Source organism: Tolypothrix sp. PCC 7712 (assembly GCF_025860405.1).
Classification (GTDB): domain Bacteria; phylum Cyanobacteriota; class Cyanobacteriia; order Cyanobacteriales; family Nostocaceae; genus Aulosira; species Aulosira diplosiphon.
The window spans coordinates 5,299,244-5,316,171 of record NZ_CP063785.1 but is presented as its reverse complement, the minus strand read 5'-3'; the positions used below and the strand labels follow the sequence as shown (position 1 = coordinate 5,316,171).

Below are 16,928 nucleotides of genomic sequence, written 5' to 3'. Positions count from 1 at the left end.
GACAAAAGAGGGTTAAGCTGATTGACTTTAGTATTGCCTCTCTGTTAACCCGCGAAACTAGAGAGATTCAAAATCCCAATGTTTTAGAAGGCACTCTCGCTTATATCTCACCGGAACAAACCGGACGGATGAACCGGGGGATTGACTACCGCAGTGATTTCTATTCCTTGGGAATTACTTTTTTTGAACTGCTGACTGGACAGTTACCATTCCCAGCAGACGAGCCAATGGAAATGGTTCATGCTCATCTAGCAAAGCAACCCCTCTCTATCTGCGATCTCAACTCAGATTTGCCGATCATGCTCAGTGAAATCATTCGCAAACTGATGTCTAAGAACGCAGAAGACCGCTATCAAAGTGCCATTGGGCTGAAGCACGATCTGCTGAGATGCCAGGAAGAGTATCATCTTGCAGGCAAACTCGCTTGGTTTGAGTTAGGCGAACGGGATATTAGCGATCGCTTTTTGATTCCTGAAAAACTCTACGGCCGAGAACCAGAAGTGCAAACCTTGCTCGATGCTTTTGGCCGCGTTGCTAACGGAGCCTCGGAACTGATGTTAGTGGCAGGTTTTTCTGGCATTGGTAAAACCGCTGTCGTCAATGAAGTCCATAAACCGATTGTGCGTTGGCATGGCTATTTCATCAAAGGTAAATACGACCAATTCAACCGCAATCTGCCCTTTAGCGCCTTTGTTCAAGCCTTCCGCGATTTGATGGGTCAACTACTGAGTAGTGATGACATACAGTTGCAAGATTGGAAAGCAAAGATTCTGGCAGCTGTAGGTGACAATGGCCAGGTGCTAATCGAGGTGATTCCGGAACTCGAACAGGTCATTGGCTCACAACCCTCCGTACCAGAACTATCGGGTAGTGCTGCTCAGAACCGTTTCAATCTGCTATTCCAAAAGTTCATCACGGTGTTTACCACCAGAGAGCATCCACTGGTGATTTTTTTGGATGATTTGCAGTGGGCTGATTCAGCTTCTCTGGACTTGCTGAAGCTACTGCTGACAGAGCGCGATCGCGGTTATCTGTTCGTGATTGGAGCCTATCGGGATAACGAAGTGTTCCCGACACACCCCTTGATGTTGATGCTCGACGAGGTCAAAAAAGCTCAAACTTTTATCCATACCCTTACCCTGAAACCCCTCAGCCAAGTCGATGTCAATCAGTTAACGGCAGATACACTCAGTTGTTCTTTGGAACTGGCTCAACCGCTAACGGAATTGCTCTATCAAAAAACTAAGGGTAATCCCTTCTTCCTCACCCAATTTCTCAAAGCCCTGCAAGAGGACGGCTATATTTCCTTTGATTCCCACACAGGACATTGGCAGTGTGACCTAGCAACGGTGAAGTTACTCGCACTCACTGATGATGTTGTCGAGTTCATGGCCCTGCAGTTACAAAAATTACCTGTTGCCACTCAGACTGCTTTAAAACTGGCGGCTTGCATTGGCGCTCAGTTCGATTTGGCTACCCTAGCGATAGTCAATCAGCGATCGCCCGAAGATACTGCGATCGACCTCTGGAAAGCCTTGCAAGAAGGGGTAATTTTGCCCATCAGCGATGTCTATAAGTTCTATCAGCCATCAGAACTCAAGGTGGCAGAAGTCCAGCAGCCAATCACCTTTAATTGTTCCTATCGCTTCCTCCACGATCGCGTTCAGCAAGCTGCTTATTCCCTCATTCCTGACGAGCAAAAACAAACCACTCACTACCAGATTGGACAATTGTTGCTGCGACAAGTTTCCCCAGGCGCTAGAGAAGAGCGCATTTTTGAAATCGTCAATCAGTTAAATTACGGCACCACACTTCTGAGAAAACAGCAGGAACGGGACGAACTCGCCCAACTCAACCTCACAGCTTGCCGCAAAGCCAGAGCTGCAACCGCCTATCAAGCTGCCCGTGAATATGCCTCCGTGGGACTGCAACTGCTGGGAGGGGAGGCTTGGCAACAGCAGTACGAAATGACCCTAGCTCTGCATGACTTAGCTGCCGAGGTCGCTTTCTTGATTGGCGATTTTGAGCAGATGGATCGGTGGATTGCAGCGGTAATTGAGCGGGGAAAAACGCCTCTAGAACAGGTGCAAGTCTACCAAGTCAGAATCCAGGCATTAGTCGCTCGCAATCAATTTTTAGAAGCGATCGCTATCGGTCAATCGGTCTTTCAAATGTTGGGCGTGAATCTGCCAGACGAACCAACCCTAGAGGATATTCGGCTACTGAAGCAGGAAATCGATGCCTTAATTAGCGATCGCGCCATTGAATCATTTATTGATCTGCCGCCAATGACCGATGCCCAGCAGCTCGCGATTATGCAAAATGCGGCTCGGCTGACACCCGTCTGTTACATGACAGGCTCAAAGCTCTATTTCCTCATAGTTGCGTTACAGGTCAAATTATCGATTCAATTCGGCAATAGTCCGGTTTCGGCTTATTGCTATGCGGGTTACGCCTTCCAACTGAGAATATTGTGGGGAGACATGAGCAAAGTACCTCAGTTTGGGCAATTAGGATACCAACTGGCCTCAGAGCCAGATGCCAAAAATATCCGACCAGCAACAGCTTTGTTAATGGGGGGATATGTGGGTCATTGGACGACTCATCTACAAAAAACGCTGCCTATTCTGTTGGAAGGTTATCAAGCCGCATTAGAAACTGGCAATCTAGAATTTCTGGGCTACGATGCTCAGTTGTACTGCTTGAATGCCTATTGGTGCGGTCAACCACTTGCTGAACTCGAACCCCAAATTCGTGCCTATTACCAACAGTTATGCGACCTCAACCAATTCACCGCAGCAAACTGTGTTTTGGCTTACTCGCAAGCAGCGCAAATTCTCTTGGGTCAGTCAGAGGCAGAAATTCCCTTACGCCAAGATGCCTATGAAGAACAAGTCCTAGCTGAGGCTAAAGTCGATTTTTACCGACTTTGCTACTTTTATCTGTATCGCTTCACCTTGAATTACTGGCTGCAAGACTTTGCCAAAGCGGAACATGATGCGGCTCAAACCCGCCAATATTTAGCTGCGGGAATGGGAAATATTGTTGAACCTTTGTTATATTTCTATGATTCTCTGACCGTGCTTGCTACTCCACCTGCATCGATGACAGAGTCAGAACCGCGATGGCAGCGAATGCTAGAAAATCAAGCCAAGTTAAAAGAATGGGCAGATTATGCTCCCATGAACTACTTGCACAAATATCATTTAGTGGAAGCGGAAAAACATCGCGTTCTTGATCACCAAAAGGAAGCTATAGAATTTTACGATTTGGCGATCGCAAATGCCAAAGCCAATAGCTACCCTCAAGAAGCAGCCCTTGCCAATGAACTAGCGGCCAAATTCTATCTCGATTGGCATAAAGAGCGGATCGCCCAAGCTTACATGATTGAAGCCTACTATAGCTATGTGCGCTGGGGAGCGAAAGCCAAACTCGCCGATTTGGAAACTCGTTATCCGCAACTGCTGACTCCCATCCTCCAAAAAGCACAGACACCACTCTCTATTGACGAAACCTTATTTGCCACTGCAACTGTCACCTCAACTAGTACTTCCTCCACCAGTCTTTCTGATTCCCTGGATCTAGTTGCCATCCTCAAAGCTTCTCAAACTCTTTCTAGTGAAATTGAGCTTGAGCAGTTAATTGGCACTCTCTTGCTAACAGTCATGCAAACTTCAGGTGCGACCCAATGCACTTTAATGTTGAGTGAGGGGCAAAATCTCACGGTTCAGGCTAGGGCCACACTTACAGAATCGCACCAAATCGAAACGAAGATTTTGCATCCGGCGCAGTCGCTTGTTGATAGTGGTATAGTGCCCGTCAGTCTAGTAACAAAAGTCAAACGCAGCTTGCAGGCTGCTGTGATTAGCAACGCCACGCAAGATTCCCTATTTATTGGTGATGCCTATATCCAAAACTGGCAACCCAAGAGTCTGCTGTGTAGCCCCATCATGCAACAAGGCAAGTTGCTAGGTATAGTCTATTTGGAAAATAACCTGGCAACCGGAGCCTTTACCCGCGATCGCGTTGAAGTACTAAATCTGCTCTGTGCCCAAGCTGCGATTTCCCTAGAGAATGCTCGTCTCTATCAGCAAGCTCAAGCCTATGCTCAACAGCTGGAAGAATCTCAGCTACAGATTGTACAAAACGAAAAAATGGCGACTTTGGGTAACTTGGTAGCAGGGGTTGCTCACGAAATTAATAACCCAGTCGGCTTTCTTAACGGCAGTATTAACAATGCCAAAGATTATGTCAAAGACCTGTGTGAGTTGTTAAATACCTATCAGCAGCACCAGCCGCCTATCGATTTGGTGGCTGAATTAGCTGAAGAGATTGACCTGGATTTTCTGTTGGAAGACTTACCAAAGTTAATTGACTCGATGAAAGGCGCGACCGATCGCATCAAAAGCATTAGCACTAGCCTACGTACCTTCTCTCGTGCTGATACGGAACATAAAGTTAGAGCCAACTTACACGAAGGGTTAGATAGTACGCTGTTAATTCTCAAGTATCGACTCAAAGCGAATGAACATCGTCCTGCCATTCACGTTATCCGCAACTACGGTAATATCCCGGAAATTGATTGCTTCCCCGGTCAGCTTAACCAAGTATTTATGAACATTCTAGCCAATGCAATTGATATGTTCGATGAAATGGCACAGCAAGCAACCTTAAAAGAGTTAGAAAACCATCCCCAACAAATAACAATTCAAACTACATTATTGGCGGCACAAAATACGGTGGAAATTCGCATTAGCGACAACGGTAAAGGCATGAATGAGTCAGTCAAATCTAAGATTTTTGACCATTTATTTACCACAAAAGAGGTTGGCAAAGGAACGGGGTTAGGTTTAGCGATCGCCCGTCAAATTGCCATCGAAAAACATGGTGGTCGGCTAGAAGTCGAGTCCCAATTGGGACAAGGCTCTGAGTTTTTCATTTCCCTCCCAGTTCGGGGTTAATGCAAATTTTGGATTTGGGCGTGGATGCGTTAGCGATAGCGTAACGCATCCTACTGGACTAACACACCAAAAATAGTGCATGAAAAAAACTCTTGTGGGATGGGCATCTTGCCCGTCCGGGGCGGACAAGATGTCCACCCCACAAGAAAAATTATTGCAACATTTTAGCCTTGCCACGCCACTACTGGACTAACACGCCTAAAATGAGGCATTAGATTTGATTAAATTAACCGCAGATAAACAAGGCAGTGCGCCCTTGCGGTTCCCCGACTTGTACCCCTACGGGGAAGCAAGCTACGCGTAGCGTCTCCCCTTGGGAGAAGCAACTGCCGTGCCGATAAACGCCGATGAATTTTTGCTATTGCATCAAATTAGCTGTGTCAGTCTACTACGTGAACTCACAAGTAGGAAAAGAATTAGGGAATATAAGAATCCAATACTGTGTTATCTAAAAATGGATAAGGGCACAAAATTTTTGTATCCCTATGCAGAATTTATATATTGCAAATAATCTTTAAATTAGTAATAAATTGACTAATTTTGATTTCATTTTTTGCATTGAAACATCCAATCTAAAATCTAAAATCCCCAATCTAAAATTGATTGATGGTGAACATTCGCTGTATCCTCAAATAGGAGTATTTTGCACCCATAAATTGCTGTATGTCTGCTGCACAAAAACTGCGAGAGTTATTAGCGAGTCCTGAAATTATTGTTATTCCTGGGGTTTACGACTGTCTGGGTGCTAAGTTGGCTCAACAGTCTGGTTTTGAAGTAGTGGCTACTAGTGGCTTTGGCATTGCTGCTTCTACACTGGGTTTACCCGACTATGGTTTTCTCACCGCTACAGAAATGCTTTATAGTGTCGGGAGGATTGCTCAGTCAATTACTGTACCGCTCATAGCCGATTTAGATACTGGCTACGGTAACGCCTTAAATGTGATGCGTACTATCAAGGATGCTGTACAGTTGGGTTTAGCTGGCGTGTTGCTAGAGGATCAGGAATGGCCGAAAAAGTGCGGTCATTTTGAAGGTAAGCGAGTAGTTTCTCTGGAAGAACACGCTGGGAAAATTAGAGCTGCTGTAGAAGCACGTGGTGATAGTGGTTTAGTAATTATTGCCCGTACAGATGCCCGTGCGCCACTGGGTTTAGAAGCTGCGATCGCTCGTGGTCGTGCTTACATTGCTGCTGGTGCTGATGTACTATTTGTAGAAGCCCCCCAGTCCGTTGAAGAATTAAAAGCGATCGCCTCTGCTTTTCCTGATGTGCCACTGGTAGCTAATATTGTTGAAGGTGGTAAAACTCCAGAAATTTCGACTGCACAGTTACAGCAATTAGGCTTCAAAATCGTCTTTTTCCCACTCACTGCACTGATGGCTGTTACTCATGTCATGAATGCTTGTTTCCAGCATTTAAAAACGCAAGGAACAACTGCAAATTTACCAGATTTAGTAACTTTTAAAGATTTTCAGGAATTAATGGGTGTTCCGCAATTTCTGCAAACGGAAAAAAGATTTGCGGCGGAAAAATAAACCAGTAGGATTGCGAACCTCGAATTGAAATCAAAACTCCCAGCGATAATATAGACATAACGAATGCTACATCAGCAATTATGACTCAAGCTCTAGCAGCACCTATTGAAGGTTCTCGTCTTGTTCTTTATGATGTCAGTTGGCAAACCTACGAGAAGCTTTTAGATGCATTTGCTGAATATCCCAAGCTGCGGATGAATTATTATCAGGGAACATTGGAATTGATGACACCACTACCAGAACATGAAACCTATGCCTGGAATTTGGGTCGGTTAATCACAGTGCTAACTGAAGAGTTAGGGATGGAAATTAGAGGTTTAAAATCTACTACCTGGCGTTCACAACCAAAATCTGTGGGAAAAGAAGCTGATGAATGTTTTTACATCCAAAATGAAATAAAAGTTCGGAATAAATTGAATATTAATTTAGAGAATGACCCACCACCAGATTTAGCAATTGAAATTGATATAACAAATCCTTCGATTGATAAAATGGCAATTTATGCTGAATTAAAAGTTCCCGAAGTTTGGCGATATGAAGCCGGGAAATTAATTATAAATATTCTCACTGATACAGGTTACATAGAGTCAGATAGTAGTTTAGCTTTCGGCAAATTTCCTATCAAAGAACTCACAAGATTTATGCAATTAGACACACAAAAGGGAGAAAATGCCAGAATGCGAGAGTTTAGGGAGTGGGTGAGAAGTAAAAAGTAAAAAGTAAAAAGTAAATGTAGGGTGTGTTGTCGCGCAGCGCAACGCACCAACGCATTATCAAGCAAGATTTAGATCCCCGACTTTTTGAAAAAGTCGGGGATCTGGGCAGCGAATTTTTATCGAGGTGAATTTTACGAATTAGGAATTATTCACAACTGTTAAATCAAACCAAAAAGTTGTACCTACTCCCACTTCACTAACTAAATGCACTTGGCTACGATGTCTTTCGATAATATTGCGGACAATGGAAAGACCTAAACCTGTACCTTCAAGGGTGTGAACGCGATTTTCTACGCGGAAGAAGCGGTCAAAAATCGCTTGTTGGTCTTCTGAATCAATGCCAATGCCAGTATCAGAGACTTCGATTCGCACAGGTAGCGGCTGATTGTGAGAAGTATGGATGAAATCTAATTGATAGGCGCGGATAGCTACTTTACCGCCAGCAGGTGTAAATTTGAGAGCATTACCCACTAAATTAGCTAATACTTGTAGTAATAAATCATAATTACCTAACACTAAGGGTAACTGTGGGGCTACTTCTTGAATTAATTCAATGCCTTTATCTTTGGCATTTAATTGATAAGTTCGTAAGGTTTGTTCAATTGCTTGCGATAAATCTACGCCATCAAAATTGTAGGCGCGACCTGATTCTAATTTGGATAAATCTAAAACATCGTTGACTAAGCGTGTTAGGCGATCGGTTTCATGATTAACTGTTTGTAAAAACTCTTGGCGCTGTTCTATACTCAAGTCTTCGCCGTAGTCATGTAATGTTTCGATAAAAGATTTGATGTTAAATAAAGGTGTTCGTAGTTCGTGAGAAACGTTGCTGATAAATTGACTTTTCGCTTCGTTAAGTTCTACTTCCCGGGTGATATCTTGCACTGTAATGGCAATGCCTTTAATGCTTTCCCGTTGTAAATTTAACACTGTAGTCAGCAAAATTCTGATTGTGCGTTTTGTGGGTTCGTTCAGCGCAATGCGAAACTCAGCACTTTCACATTCACCCGCAGCCATTTCATATAAAGGCCGGGTAATTTCCATTTGCACAGCCGAGGGCAAATGATATAACACATTGCTACCTACGACCTCTTCATTTTCCCAGGCAAAAATGCGTTGTGCTGTGGGGTTGATTAAAATTACCTGCATATTATTATCAATCAACACCGCACCATCAGCAATGGTAGAAACTAGAGTTTCTAACTTGGCTTTTTCTGCCGTTAGTTCCTCAATATTTTGTTCTTCATAGCTTTCTAGACGCTGTGCCATGTCATTAAAGCTTAAAATTAACTCTCCTAGTTCACCTCCTAGGGGTAAGTCAATTCTTTGCTTGAAGTTTCCGGCGGCGATTTGTTTCACGCCTACCAGTAGTTCTTTAATGGGTTTGGTAATTGTTAAAGCATTAATTACCCCTGCCAAAATTACCATTACCCAAATGGTGATAAAAACAGCAATGGTAACATCACGGGTGAAATTGGTGGAGATGACAGCAGTTTGGTTGGGGTTAATGCCAATCGCCAATACACCCAAGTATTTTTTATTGACGATTAATGGTACAAACACATCAGTTACAGCACCATCAGGTGTCATGTGTTGCCGTACCATTGGCTTGTCCCCTTCCCCAGGGTAATCTTCTGGCAGTTGGATTCGCCGTTCAATGGTGAGGGAGTTTTTCACCTCCGCTTCCCAAAAAGGAATGCCAAAAAAGATATTCCCCGTTTCATCAGCGTAAAGCATATAGCGCACACTAGAGGTGCTGCTGTAGAAGCGTTGGGAAAATTGGGCAACTTCAGTGAGATTTTGGTCAGCCACTAAAGGGGCGACATTGGCAGCTAGCAGCAGTCCCAAGTCACGACCGAAGCGCGTGTCATTCATCCGCGCATCCTGTTGAATTGTATTCACCGCCCAAAAGGTCAGACCACTCATAACTAACGAAACCACCAAAGTGGCAACAGCTAACAGCTTCGTCTGGAGGGTGAAATCTGACCACCAATTCGCGATCGTTTCTCGGATTGTCTTCACAAGAGCCAGCATCTTAAATAAAAGTTGTTAGTAGTTTTATAAACCCCAACAACTAAAAAATTAACAGTTAATTTGATCAAAATGTAGAGTTAGGGAGATTTTAAGGATGAATTGACTTCATCCTTTAACATTTATTGGAAGTCGGTGGGAAACTCCATCCCCTTGTGGGTGAAGAGGGATAGCCGCCCGCCGACTTGGGGCATTGGGCATTGGGCATTGGGAACTCTTAGCCATGCCCCATGCCCCATGCCCCATGCCCTAAAACTCCATCCCCTTGTGGGTGGAGTTTTTCATACTTCAGCCTTTCTCAGCACTCTATGACCAATATCTCTACGGTAATACATTCCTTCAAAGTGAATTGATTGAATGCCGACGTATGCTTGGGCGATCGCCTCTGCAAAATCCCCACCAATACCAGTTACATTTAATACTCGTCCGCCATCGGTTACTATTTGCTGCTGTTCATTGAGCTTAGTCCCTGCATGGAACACAGTCACATTGGCAGTTGTTGTTTGCTCAGTACCAGTAATTACCTGTCCTTTTTCATACGCTCCGGGATAGCCGCCAGCCGCAGCCACGACGGTAGCCGCTGCACCTGGTTTCCAAGCAATCGGGGGCATTTCGCCTAAACGCTGCTGTACACAAGCTAAAATCAATTCTTCTAAAGGCGTTTCTAAAAGTGGCAGAATTACTTGGGTTTCGGGATCGCCAAAGCGACAGTTAAATTCCAAAACCTTAAAGTCGCCATCGGGTGAAATCATTAACCCGGCGTAAAGTACACCTCGGTAATCGATGCCTTTAGCTTTTAAAGCTGCGATCGCTCTTTCTAAAACTTCTTGTTGAACTCGCGCCATTAACTCTGGGGTGGCGATTGGTGCAGGGGCGTAAGCTCCCATTCCACCAGTATTTTCTCCGGTATCGCCTTCCCCAATCCGCTTATGATCCTGTGCTGGCAGTAAAGGGCGAATGGTTAAGCCATCAGTTAAGGCTAAAACCGAAACTTCTTGCCCAATCAAGCATTCTTCAATAACTATAAATTCTCCAGCACTGCCAAATTGCCCCTGGAAAATCGTATCAATGGCATTGTGGGCTTGTTCTATCGTTTCCGCCACTATGACACCCTTACCAGCCGCCAAGCCATCGGCTTTCACCACAATCGGCGCACCTTGAGCCTTCACATAGGATTTCGCGGCGGCGGCTTCTGTAAAGACTGCGGCTTTAGCTGTGGGAATCCCCGCTTCTTGCATCAAAGCTTTTGCCCAAGCCTTACTAGCTTCAATTTGCGCCCCAGCTTTAACAGGGCCAAATACCATCAATCCTTTTGCCTGGAGATAATCTGTAATTCCCTTAGCTAAAGGCACCTCTGGCCCCACTACCACGAGAGTTATGCCATTTTCCAGTGCAAATTTGCTAATTCCATCAAAATCATCCACAGCTAAAGGCAAGTTTTGACAACCTGTCATACTCGCCGTACCCCCATTACCAGGGACACAAACAACTTGCTCAATTTGCTTAGATTGCAGCAGTTTCCAAGCCAGAGCGTGTTCGCGCCCCCCATTCCCAATAACTAAAACTTTCACAGATTTCCTCTTGTATCCCTTGGGCTACTCGCGGATCAATTTTTTCATCAATTCCGATCATCATGCAAGGCCTGGGGGGAAAAGGGGAAGGGGGAAAGGTTTGGATTTACCCTTTCACCTTTTTACCTTTTACCCTTTTACCTAATCTACTTTGGCTGAATCCATCACATCAAAAGATGGTTTTGCCATTGGTGGCATTTCTGCTCTTGGTGCAGGGGGAGAAATGGTGCTGGGAGATGGGGGTGCAGGTAGCCTACGGTGTCATTGGTGTCAACTTAACGTGAAACCCTCTTTGTGCAAAGGTTTTGCCCTCACCCCCAGCCCCTCTCCCAGCAGGAGAGGGGAGCAAGAGATTTAATTCCCCTTCTCCCTCAGGGAGAAGGGGTTAGGGGATGAGGGCGCGAGGTATTTGTACAACGCCCGCCATATACAGCTTTTAGCTTAAGTTTACACCAATGATCGGTGCCGTGCCCCTACCGTGCAATCTTTCCCCCTTACCCCTTACCCCTTCCCCCTTACCCATCCAACCTTTTAACCTTAACCAAAACCGGAATATACTGTTGAATCATCCAGATTAAAGTCTCAAGAGTTGAGTTACCTTGGTCAATACGGGTTTTAGCTTGTAAGCCAATGAGAAATACTTGCATAGCCAGTAACAAAGCAATGGTTTTGTTGGCAATATTTTTAAATCTTGCTGATGCTCACGCTGCTTTTGTGGAGAAATATCGGCAGAAAACCCACAATAATAGACTTTTTGCAAAAGTCGTAATTTTCAAATTCTTCTTTGCATTTTTGCACGCCAGTTGCTTTAAGTCGGCGGAGCATTGTTTCCAGTTATCTTTGCATTAGGTGGCGAAGTGGCAACAGCAGAAATTGCCCGTGCAATTGTAGATGTAGCGCGATGGTGGCGGTGATTTAACAGCGATCAGTTCGTTACACATCATCTATTTACAGCTAATCAACCCAGTTCTCTAATAACAGCGCAGGAATGCGCGAAAATTCTCTTAGATTATTAGTAACAAGAATAACTCCTAAACTTAGAGCATGAGCAGCAATGAGCATATCCATTGCACCAATAATGATTCCTCTAGTTTCGAGATCGCTTCTAATGCTGCCGTAAATCGTTGCTGCTGTTGGATTGAAATCAACTATTTCTAGGGGTAGCAAAAATTGTAGCAGGGCGGTGCGGTTTTTCTCTTGCTGTTGGCTCTTGGCTACTCCATATTCAAGTTCCGCCACAGTGATAGAGGAGATACCCACATCAGAAATGCTCAGGTTTGAAATTTATCCAGCACTTTTTGGGGTTTTTGCTTGATGATATAAATGCAGATATTTGTATCAAGCAGGTATTGCATTTACAAACTCTCTCTGGTGTCTATTAGTGGCTGCTCTCTAGTAGTCATGAAATCATCGGAGAAATTGTCCAAACTCTCAATGAGAGATTGCCAGGAGTTATCTTTGGCAATGAGAATAATGGCATTACCAATTTTTTTAATATAAACTTCCGTGCCAGTGAGTTGAAAATCTTCCGGCAAAATCACAACTTGGTGAGTGCCATCAGTGCTAAGTTTAGCGGTGTTCATGAGAATTTATATAGAAATTTGGTTTCGTACACTTTAGCTTTCAGTTTAGAGTAGCTAATCTCAAGCATATCTGGGTTTTGATGGATATTGTTCACCCTATGGACAAACATCGTGTTATTTTCCACAATTAGCGATCGCATTCTGACGGTTTTGTGATGCAGGTAGGATTTTTGGGCTTACAGCGTTGGGATTTGGGGATTTGATCGCCTTCCCAGTCTCAAAGTATAGAGTGCGATCGCTGCTCGACAAAATGCGATCGCGGTTGACTACTCCAGAAAAAGCGATCGCTTCTCTACAAAATGCGATCGCTTTTCTAATTCGCTCGGTTAGCAAGATATTCATCGATAGTTAATGACTCGCCGTCCCTATACTCAGCACGCACCGCTTGAATTTCTGCGACTGTTTCTGCATCGTCTTCATACAATGCTTCTTCCGCTTCAAAAATCTGTTGCTCAATTAGCTCTTGAAGTTGACGCTTTTCTTGTAAATCAAGAGAAGATATTGCTTCTGCTAAAGTTTCTAAAGAGAGTTGTAGTTTAACAATAGCTGGCATTTTTCTCCTACTAGGTGCGTTTTTTCGCATTTTGGCTCATGATGCTGATTTTAACAGTTATGTTTTTGCCAAGGCGAAATGCCGTCTTTTCTAGAGAATAGTAGGCGATTTCTACCACCAAGCGATGCAGCATCTACGCCAAATCAGCCTTCTTTCCCAAAATTACCTCATCCATAGAGAACATCGGTTCCTTCATAACCAACGTGATCGGGTTGTCTATCAATGAGCGCTCATCCATAGAGAACATCGGTTCCTTCACAACCAACGTGATCGGGTTGTCTATCAATGAACGCTCATCCATAGAGAACATCGGTTCCTTCATGACCAACGTGATCGGGTTGTCTATCAATGAGCGCTCCTTCGTTCACAACCAGATCTCATTCACAACCAACGAGCCAATTTTTTGCATTAAGAGGCTGTACCTCGCGCCCTCATCCCCTAACCCCTTCTCCCGCAGGAGAAGGGGAACTAAATCTCTTGCTCCCCTCGCCCTGTGGGAGAGGGGCTGGGGGTGAGGGCGAAACCTTGCAACCAAACGGGTTTCACTCCGTTCAACCCAACAAAGTTGTGACAATGTTAGGTTTCGTCCCTCAAACGCCACTTGCTTTAAGCCGGGAAACCCGTCAACGCAGTAGCTCCCCAACCTACGCCTAGGTGTCAATACTTGTCGCTTAAGGGGAAAAGGGGAAGAAAAAACCTTGAACCCTTAACCTTTCACCTTTCACCTTTTCCCCAAAACCAATTTTGCTTTCAAAATGCTTAACCGATATTTCGGTGTTGGGTTTCCTTACGTCAACCCAACCTACTCATCAACGCTCATAATACTGCTTTGGCTGTAGTTGATGCCTCCAAAACTGATATTGATAAGTTATACCGTTTTGAAAAAAGATGGGTGGGGCACGGCACCTGTAAGATATTTGATATACCAAAAGATTGTGGATGCCGTGCCCCTACAAAGAATTTATCTGTCGCAAACATTATTTGAATTGGTATTAGAAAAAACCTTGGTGTTTTATGTGAAAATATGCTGATGTCTGTTGCTGGCAGATACGGAAAAGAAAGCGCTGAATATGTGCAAGCTGGTGGAGTATTCAAGAGTGATGGCTTCGCCAACGCCAAGAGCGATCGCATCCGCAAGGCTACTATCACTCACATCAAATCAGGTACAGAGAAACCACCTGTTGAGCCGATAGAAACAGCATAATACCAATTCTTTATTACGATATATAGGACTCATATTTGATTTCTGAAATACACGTAGTGGACTGACACGCCAAAAATAGTGCATGAAAAAAACTCTTGTGGGATGGGCATCTTGCCCGTCCGGGGCGGACAAGATGTCCACCCCACAAGAAAAATTATTGCAACATTTAAGGCTTGCCACGCCAGTAGGGTGTGTTGTCGCGCAGCGCAACGCACCAAAGCCCAGAATACGGTGCGTTATCACGAAGTGTAACGCACCCTACTGGCTACCCAAAAGGTGATGAAGTTTCCCGCAGACTTACTATGAAAACTACTTTAGACTTGTTGCATTTGAATTGTGAGAATGACTGTGGTTGTGAGAATTCGGGGTATTCGCCAAGTTAAGAGCGATCGCCTAATTTTTTCAATTACTTCATGGTCTTCTAAAGAAGACAATTGCTCATCAAGCACTACCTGTCTCACCCTTCCTTTGCTGATTTGCAAATCAAAGACTAAATTGCCACTGAAAATTGTAGAGAACTGAATTGATTGTAAATGTTGAGTAAGCAGAGAAATCATTTGTTGATCCAATCCTGATACGCTGACAATTTGCGGACGATAAACAGGCGCAATTTCTGAGAGTTTCCCTGCCAATTCTTCCAATTCTGCATCTCTAGTCCCAAAATTTCCGCCGCCTGGGATTGGATAATTACTTTCCTTTTTAGCCTTTTTCCTTTCTACTTTGGCTGAATCCATCGCATCAAAAGATGGTTTTGCCATTGGTGGCATTTCTGCCCTGGATGCAGGGGGAGAAATAGTGCTGGGTGGTGGTGCAGATAGCTGAGGCGAGGAATAGACCATTTCCACCATAGGCGCAGCCATTGCAGTTGGTACAGCACTACCAAATATGCCCTCATAGCTAATACCTTCAGGCATTTCTACAGGTACTTGCACAGAAACAGAAGCCTCGCTGGGATTAACACGCACATCATCGCTGACGGCAACGAAGGCTGTATATTGCGATAACAGTTGATAGGTAAGGGCTGTATCCGTCACAGCTTCTACACCTAGCTTGGTTTCACCACTCACCATCTGATTCATTAAATCTTTGATGCGGGAACGACCCCAAAGTTGTGCGATCGCAGGATTACCTGTGGCTGTAAAATCCAGTTGGAAGGTGTGTTGGTAGCGCGTACCACCTGCAGCTATGCCAGTAATATGCAATTTTCCTGCACGACTATCTGGTTTGCAGCCAAATAGCACTAACGGCTGTTCTGCAAATAAATCCGGTGGTGTGGAAGGATACATAACTGGGGATGTACCATCGCCTTCCCATTGCAAGTTAATGTTGGCGAGGACAGGATTGTTAATCTGGCGGAAGAATTTTTCCACTACTTGATCAGTTGGTTCATCATGGCGAATCACGCGCGCCATACCCCGCCCTAATTCCGCAATGCGATTGAGTAGGAAACGATTCACCGAACTACCTGCGCCAAAGCTGTAAAGGCGGGTTCCCGGTTTGAGATGGCGTTGCACTTCTGCCAAAATTTGGTTTTCGTTGCCGATATAGCCATCAGTCAGCAGTACAATACTCCGCAAGCGTCCAGGATCTGTAACGGGGAAGTTCAACACCGCACGAATCCCGCGTAACATTTCTGTTCCGCCACCTGCATTTAATTGATTGATGTAATTAATCGCTAAGGTGCGATTTTGCGGGGTATTGGGGAGGGGAACAGGTGAAAGTTGCTGAGTGGTATCAGAAAAATCAATAATGCTGAAAGTGTCGTCAGGATTCAGCCCATTAATAAAACGCCGCATTAATTCCTGACATTGCATCAATGGTGCGCCACTTTGAGAACCAGAGGTGTCAATCAGAAACACCACATCTTTGGGAACCATCTGTTCTGGGCGATACTGGACAGCCGGAATTAAATAAACGGCAAAGTGTCCACCCCGTTTGTCATTTTGGGAGAGTACAGTTGTTTGAGTGCTTTTACCTGCTACTTGGTAGCGTAAAATCAAGTCTTTATTAGGAATTGTATCTCCACCCGCGAGTTTGACTTGTACTCGTTGTCCCTCATAGGCGATTTGGATTTGGTGAGAAGGTGAGGAAATATCCTGAATGTCCACCCCCGCATTAATTTCTACCGTGACATTTATATCATGGCGAGAGCGAGTACCCGCAGGTAAAATCGGTGCATTCAAGCGCGAAGCATCTGGTACTAAGTCAGTATCTTGATTTTGCAACATCGGTGCAGCAGCAGAACCGCCACCTTGGGTATTGTCTTCAATGGTTGTCCCAGGAATGTAACGTGGCCCTACCACCATTGGGAAGACAAACTCATAATTTCCCGCCGTAAATTTTAGGCTTTCGGTGTAGCGAATAATCACATCAATTTGCTCACCGGGTTTGATATTAGCGAGGGATTGAGTAAAAATGTTATCTCGTTCTTGTTCCAGCAGCCCAGCCGTGCGTCCTTGTTGTTTAGCTTGCTCGTAGATTTGCTGTGCTTCTTGGCGCTTTTTGATACTGCCTTGAATAGTGCGATCGCCAATGCGAATCAGCATATCATCAACAGCAGCCTCATCAGGTAACGGAAATATATAAACAGCTTCTAATGTAGTTGTGAAGGGATTTTCAAAGCTTTGGGTAACTTCCACCCGCGAGATATTACCCGCTACTTGCGCTTGTACTTCAGTGTGCTTTAAAGGAAAAGCAATTTGCTGTTGATCGGGAGTTTGAACATATAAGCCACCAGCTTGGCGTTCTAAAGTTTGAGTCATATAAATTACCTATC

13 protein-coding genes and 2 pseudogenes are annotated in these 16,928 nt (G+C 44.5%); 5 read left to right on the top strand and 10 right to left on the bottom strand.

The features are described from left to right. Positions 1-5: 5 nt before the first annotated feature. The 3 genes and pseudogenes from HGR01_RS21840 to HGR01_RS21830 all read left to right on the top strand — a co-directional run. Positions 6-4,961: pseudogene (locus tag HGR01_RS21840) on the top strand (AAA family ATPase); the annotation flags it as partial. 663 nt (positions 4,962-5,624) lie between these two features. Further along, entirely contained in the window at positions 5,625-6,494 is an 870-nt protein-coding gene (locus tag HGR01_RS21835; RefSeq protein ID WP_045874038.1) for an isocitrate lyase/PEP mutase family protein, read from the top strand. An 80-nt stretch (positions 6,495-6,574) separates the two neighbouring features. Further along, a complete protein-coding gene (locus HGR01_RS21830; protein WP_045874039.1) occupies positions 6,575-7,210 on the top strand; it encodes a Uma2 family endonuclease in 636 nt (211 codons plus the stop codon). Between the two features lie 138 nt (positions 7,211-7,348). Here HGR01_RS21830 and nblS read toward each other — a convergent pair whose 3' ends face one another. Both nblS and purD read right to left on the bottom strand, forming a co-directional pair. Beyond that, positions 7,349-9,244, bottom strand: coding sequence for a two-component system sensor histidine kinase NblS (gene nblS, locus HGR01_RS21825; RefSeq protein ID WP_045874040.1), 1,896 nt, complete (start codon positions 9,242-9,244; stop codon positions 7,349-7,351). Between the two features lie 278 nt (positions 9,245-9,522). Next, positions 9,523-10,812 carry a phosphoribosylamine--glycine ligase gene (gene purD, locus HGR01_RS21820; RefSeq protein ID WP_045874041.1) on the bottom strand — a complete coding sequence of 430 codons (1,290 nt, stop codon included), beginning with the start codon at positions 10,810-10,812 and terminating at the stop codon, positions 9,523-9,525. A 151-nt stretch (positions 10,813-10,963) separates the two neighbouring features. Between purD and HGR01_RS21815 the strand changes: the two genes are divergently transcribed. Beyond that, complete coding sequence (locus HGR01_RS21815; protein ID WP_155539609.1) at positions 10,964-11,170, top strand: hypothetical protein; 207 nt, start codon at positions 10,964-10,966, stop codon at positions 11,168-11,170. A 157-nt stretch (positions 11,171-11,327) separates the two neighbouring features. Here HGR01_RS21815 and HGR01_RS21810 read toward each other — a convergent pair whose 3' ends face one another. The 7 genes and pseudogenes from HGR01_RS21810 to HGR01_RS21780 form a co-directional block, all read right to left on the bottom strand. Next, positions 11,328-11,459: a hypothetical protein gene (locus HGR01_RS21810; RefSeq protein WP_255325363.1), complete on the bottom strand. Its 132-nt coding sequence runs from the start codon at positions 11,457-11,459 to the stop codon at positions 11,328-11,330. A 307-nt stretch (positions 11,460-11,766) separates the two neighbouring features. Then, positions 11,767-12,167 (bottom strand): annotated as a pseudogene (gene vapC, locus HGR01_RS21805) (type II toxin-antitoxin system tRNA(fMet)-specific endonuclease VapC). After that, complete coding sequence (locus HGR01_RS21800) at positions 12,168-12,395, bottom strand: antitoxin (RefSeq protein WP_045874043.1); 228 nt, start codon at positions 12,393-12,395, stop codon at positions 12,168-12,170. It abuts the pseudogene before it with no gap. Positions 12,396-12,509: 114 nt separating this feature from the next. Continuing rightward, positions 12,510-12,737, bottom strand: coding sequence for a hypothetical protein (locus HGR01_RS21795; RefSeq protein WP_096621716.1), 228 nt, complete (start codon positions 12,735-12,737; stop codon positions 12,510-12,512). Beyond that, complete coding sequence (locus HGR01_RS21790; RefSeq protein WP_045874044.1) at positions 12,709-12,948, bottom strand: hypothetical protein; 240 nt, start codon at positions 12,946-12,948, stop codon at positions 12,709-12,711. Before HGR01_RS21790 ends, HGR01_RS21795 begins: the two co-directional genes overlap by 29 nt. Positions 12,949-12,958: 10 nt before the next feature. Then, positions 12,959-13,081, bottom strand: coding sequence for a hypothetical protein (locus HGR01_RS21785; RefSeq protein ID WP_264263282.1), 123 nt, complete (start codon positions 13,079-13,081; stop codon positions 12,959-12,961). Continuing rightward, positions 13,082-13,297, bottom strand: a complete 216-nt coding sequence (locus tag HGR01_RS21780; RefSeq protein WP_155539611.1) for a hypothetical protein — start codon at positions 13,295-13,297, stop codon at positions 13,082-13,084. Between the two features lie 675 nt (positions 13,298-13,972). Between HGR01_RS21780 and HGR01_RS21775 the strand changes: the two genes are divergently transcribed. Then, on the top strand, positions 13,973-14,152 hold the full coding sequence (locus tag HGR01_RS21775; RefSeq protein WP_155539613.1) for a hypothetical protein: 180 nt from the start codon (positions 13,973-13,975) through the stop codon (positions 14,150-14,152). A gap of 314 nt (positions 14,153-14,466) precedes the next feature. Here the strand turns inward: HGR01_RS21775 and HGR01_RS21770 are convergent, their stop codons facing one another. Beyond that, on the bottom strand, positions 14,467-16,914 hold the full coding sequence (locus HGR01_RS21770; protein ID WP_045874048.1) for a VIT domain-containing protein: 2,448 nt from the start codon (positions 16,912-16,914) through the stop codon (positions 14,467-14,469). Positions 16,915-16,928 lie beyond the last annotated feature (14 nt).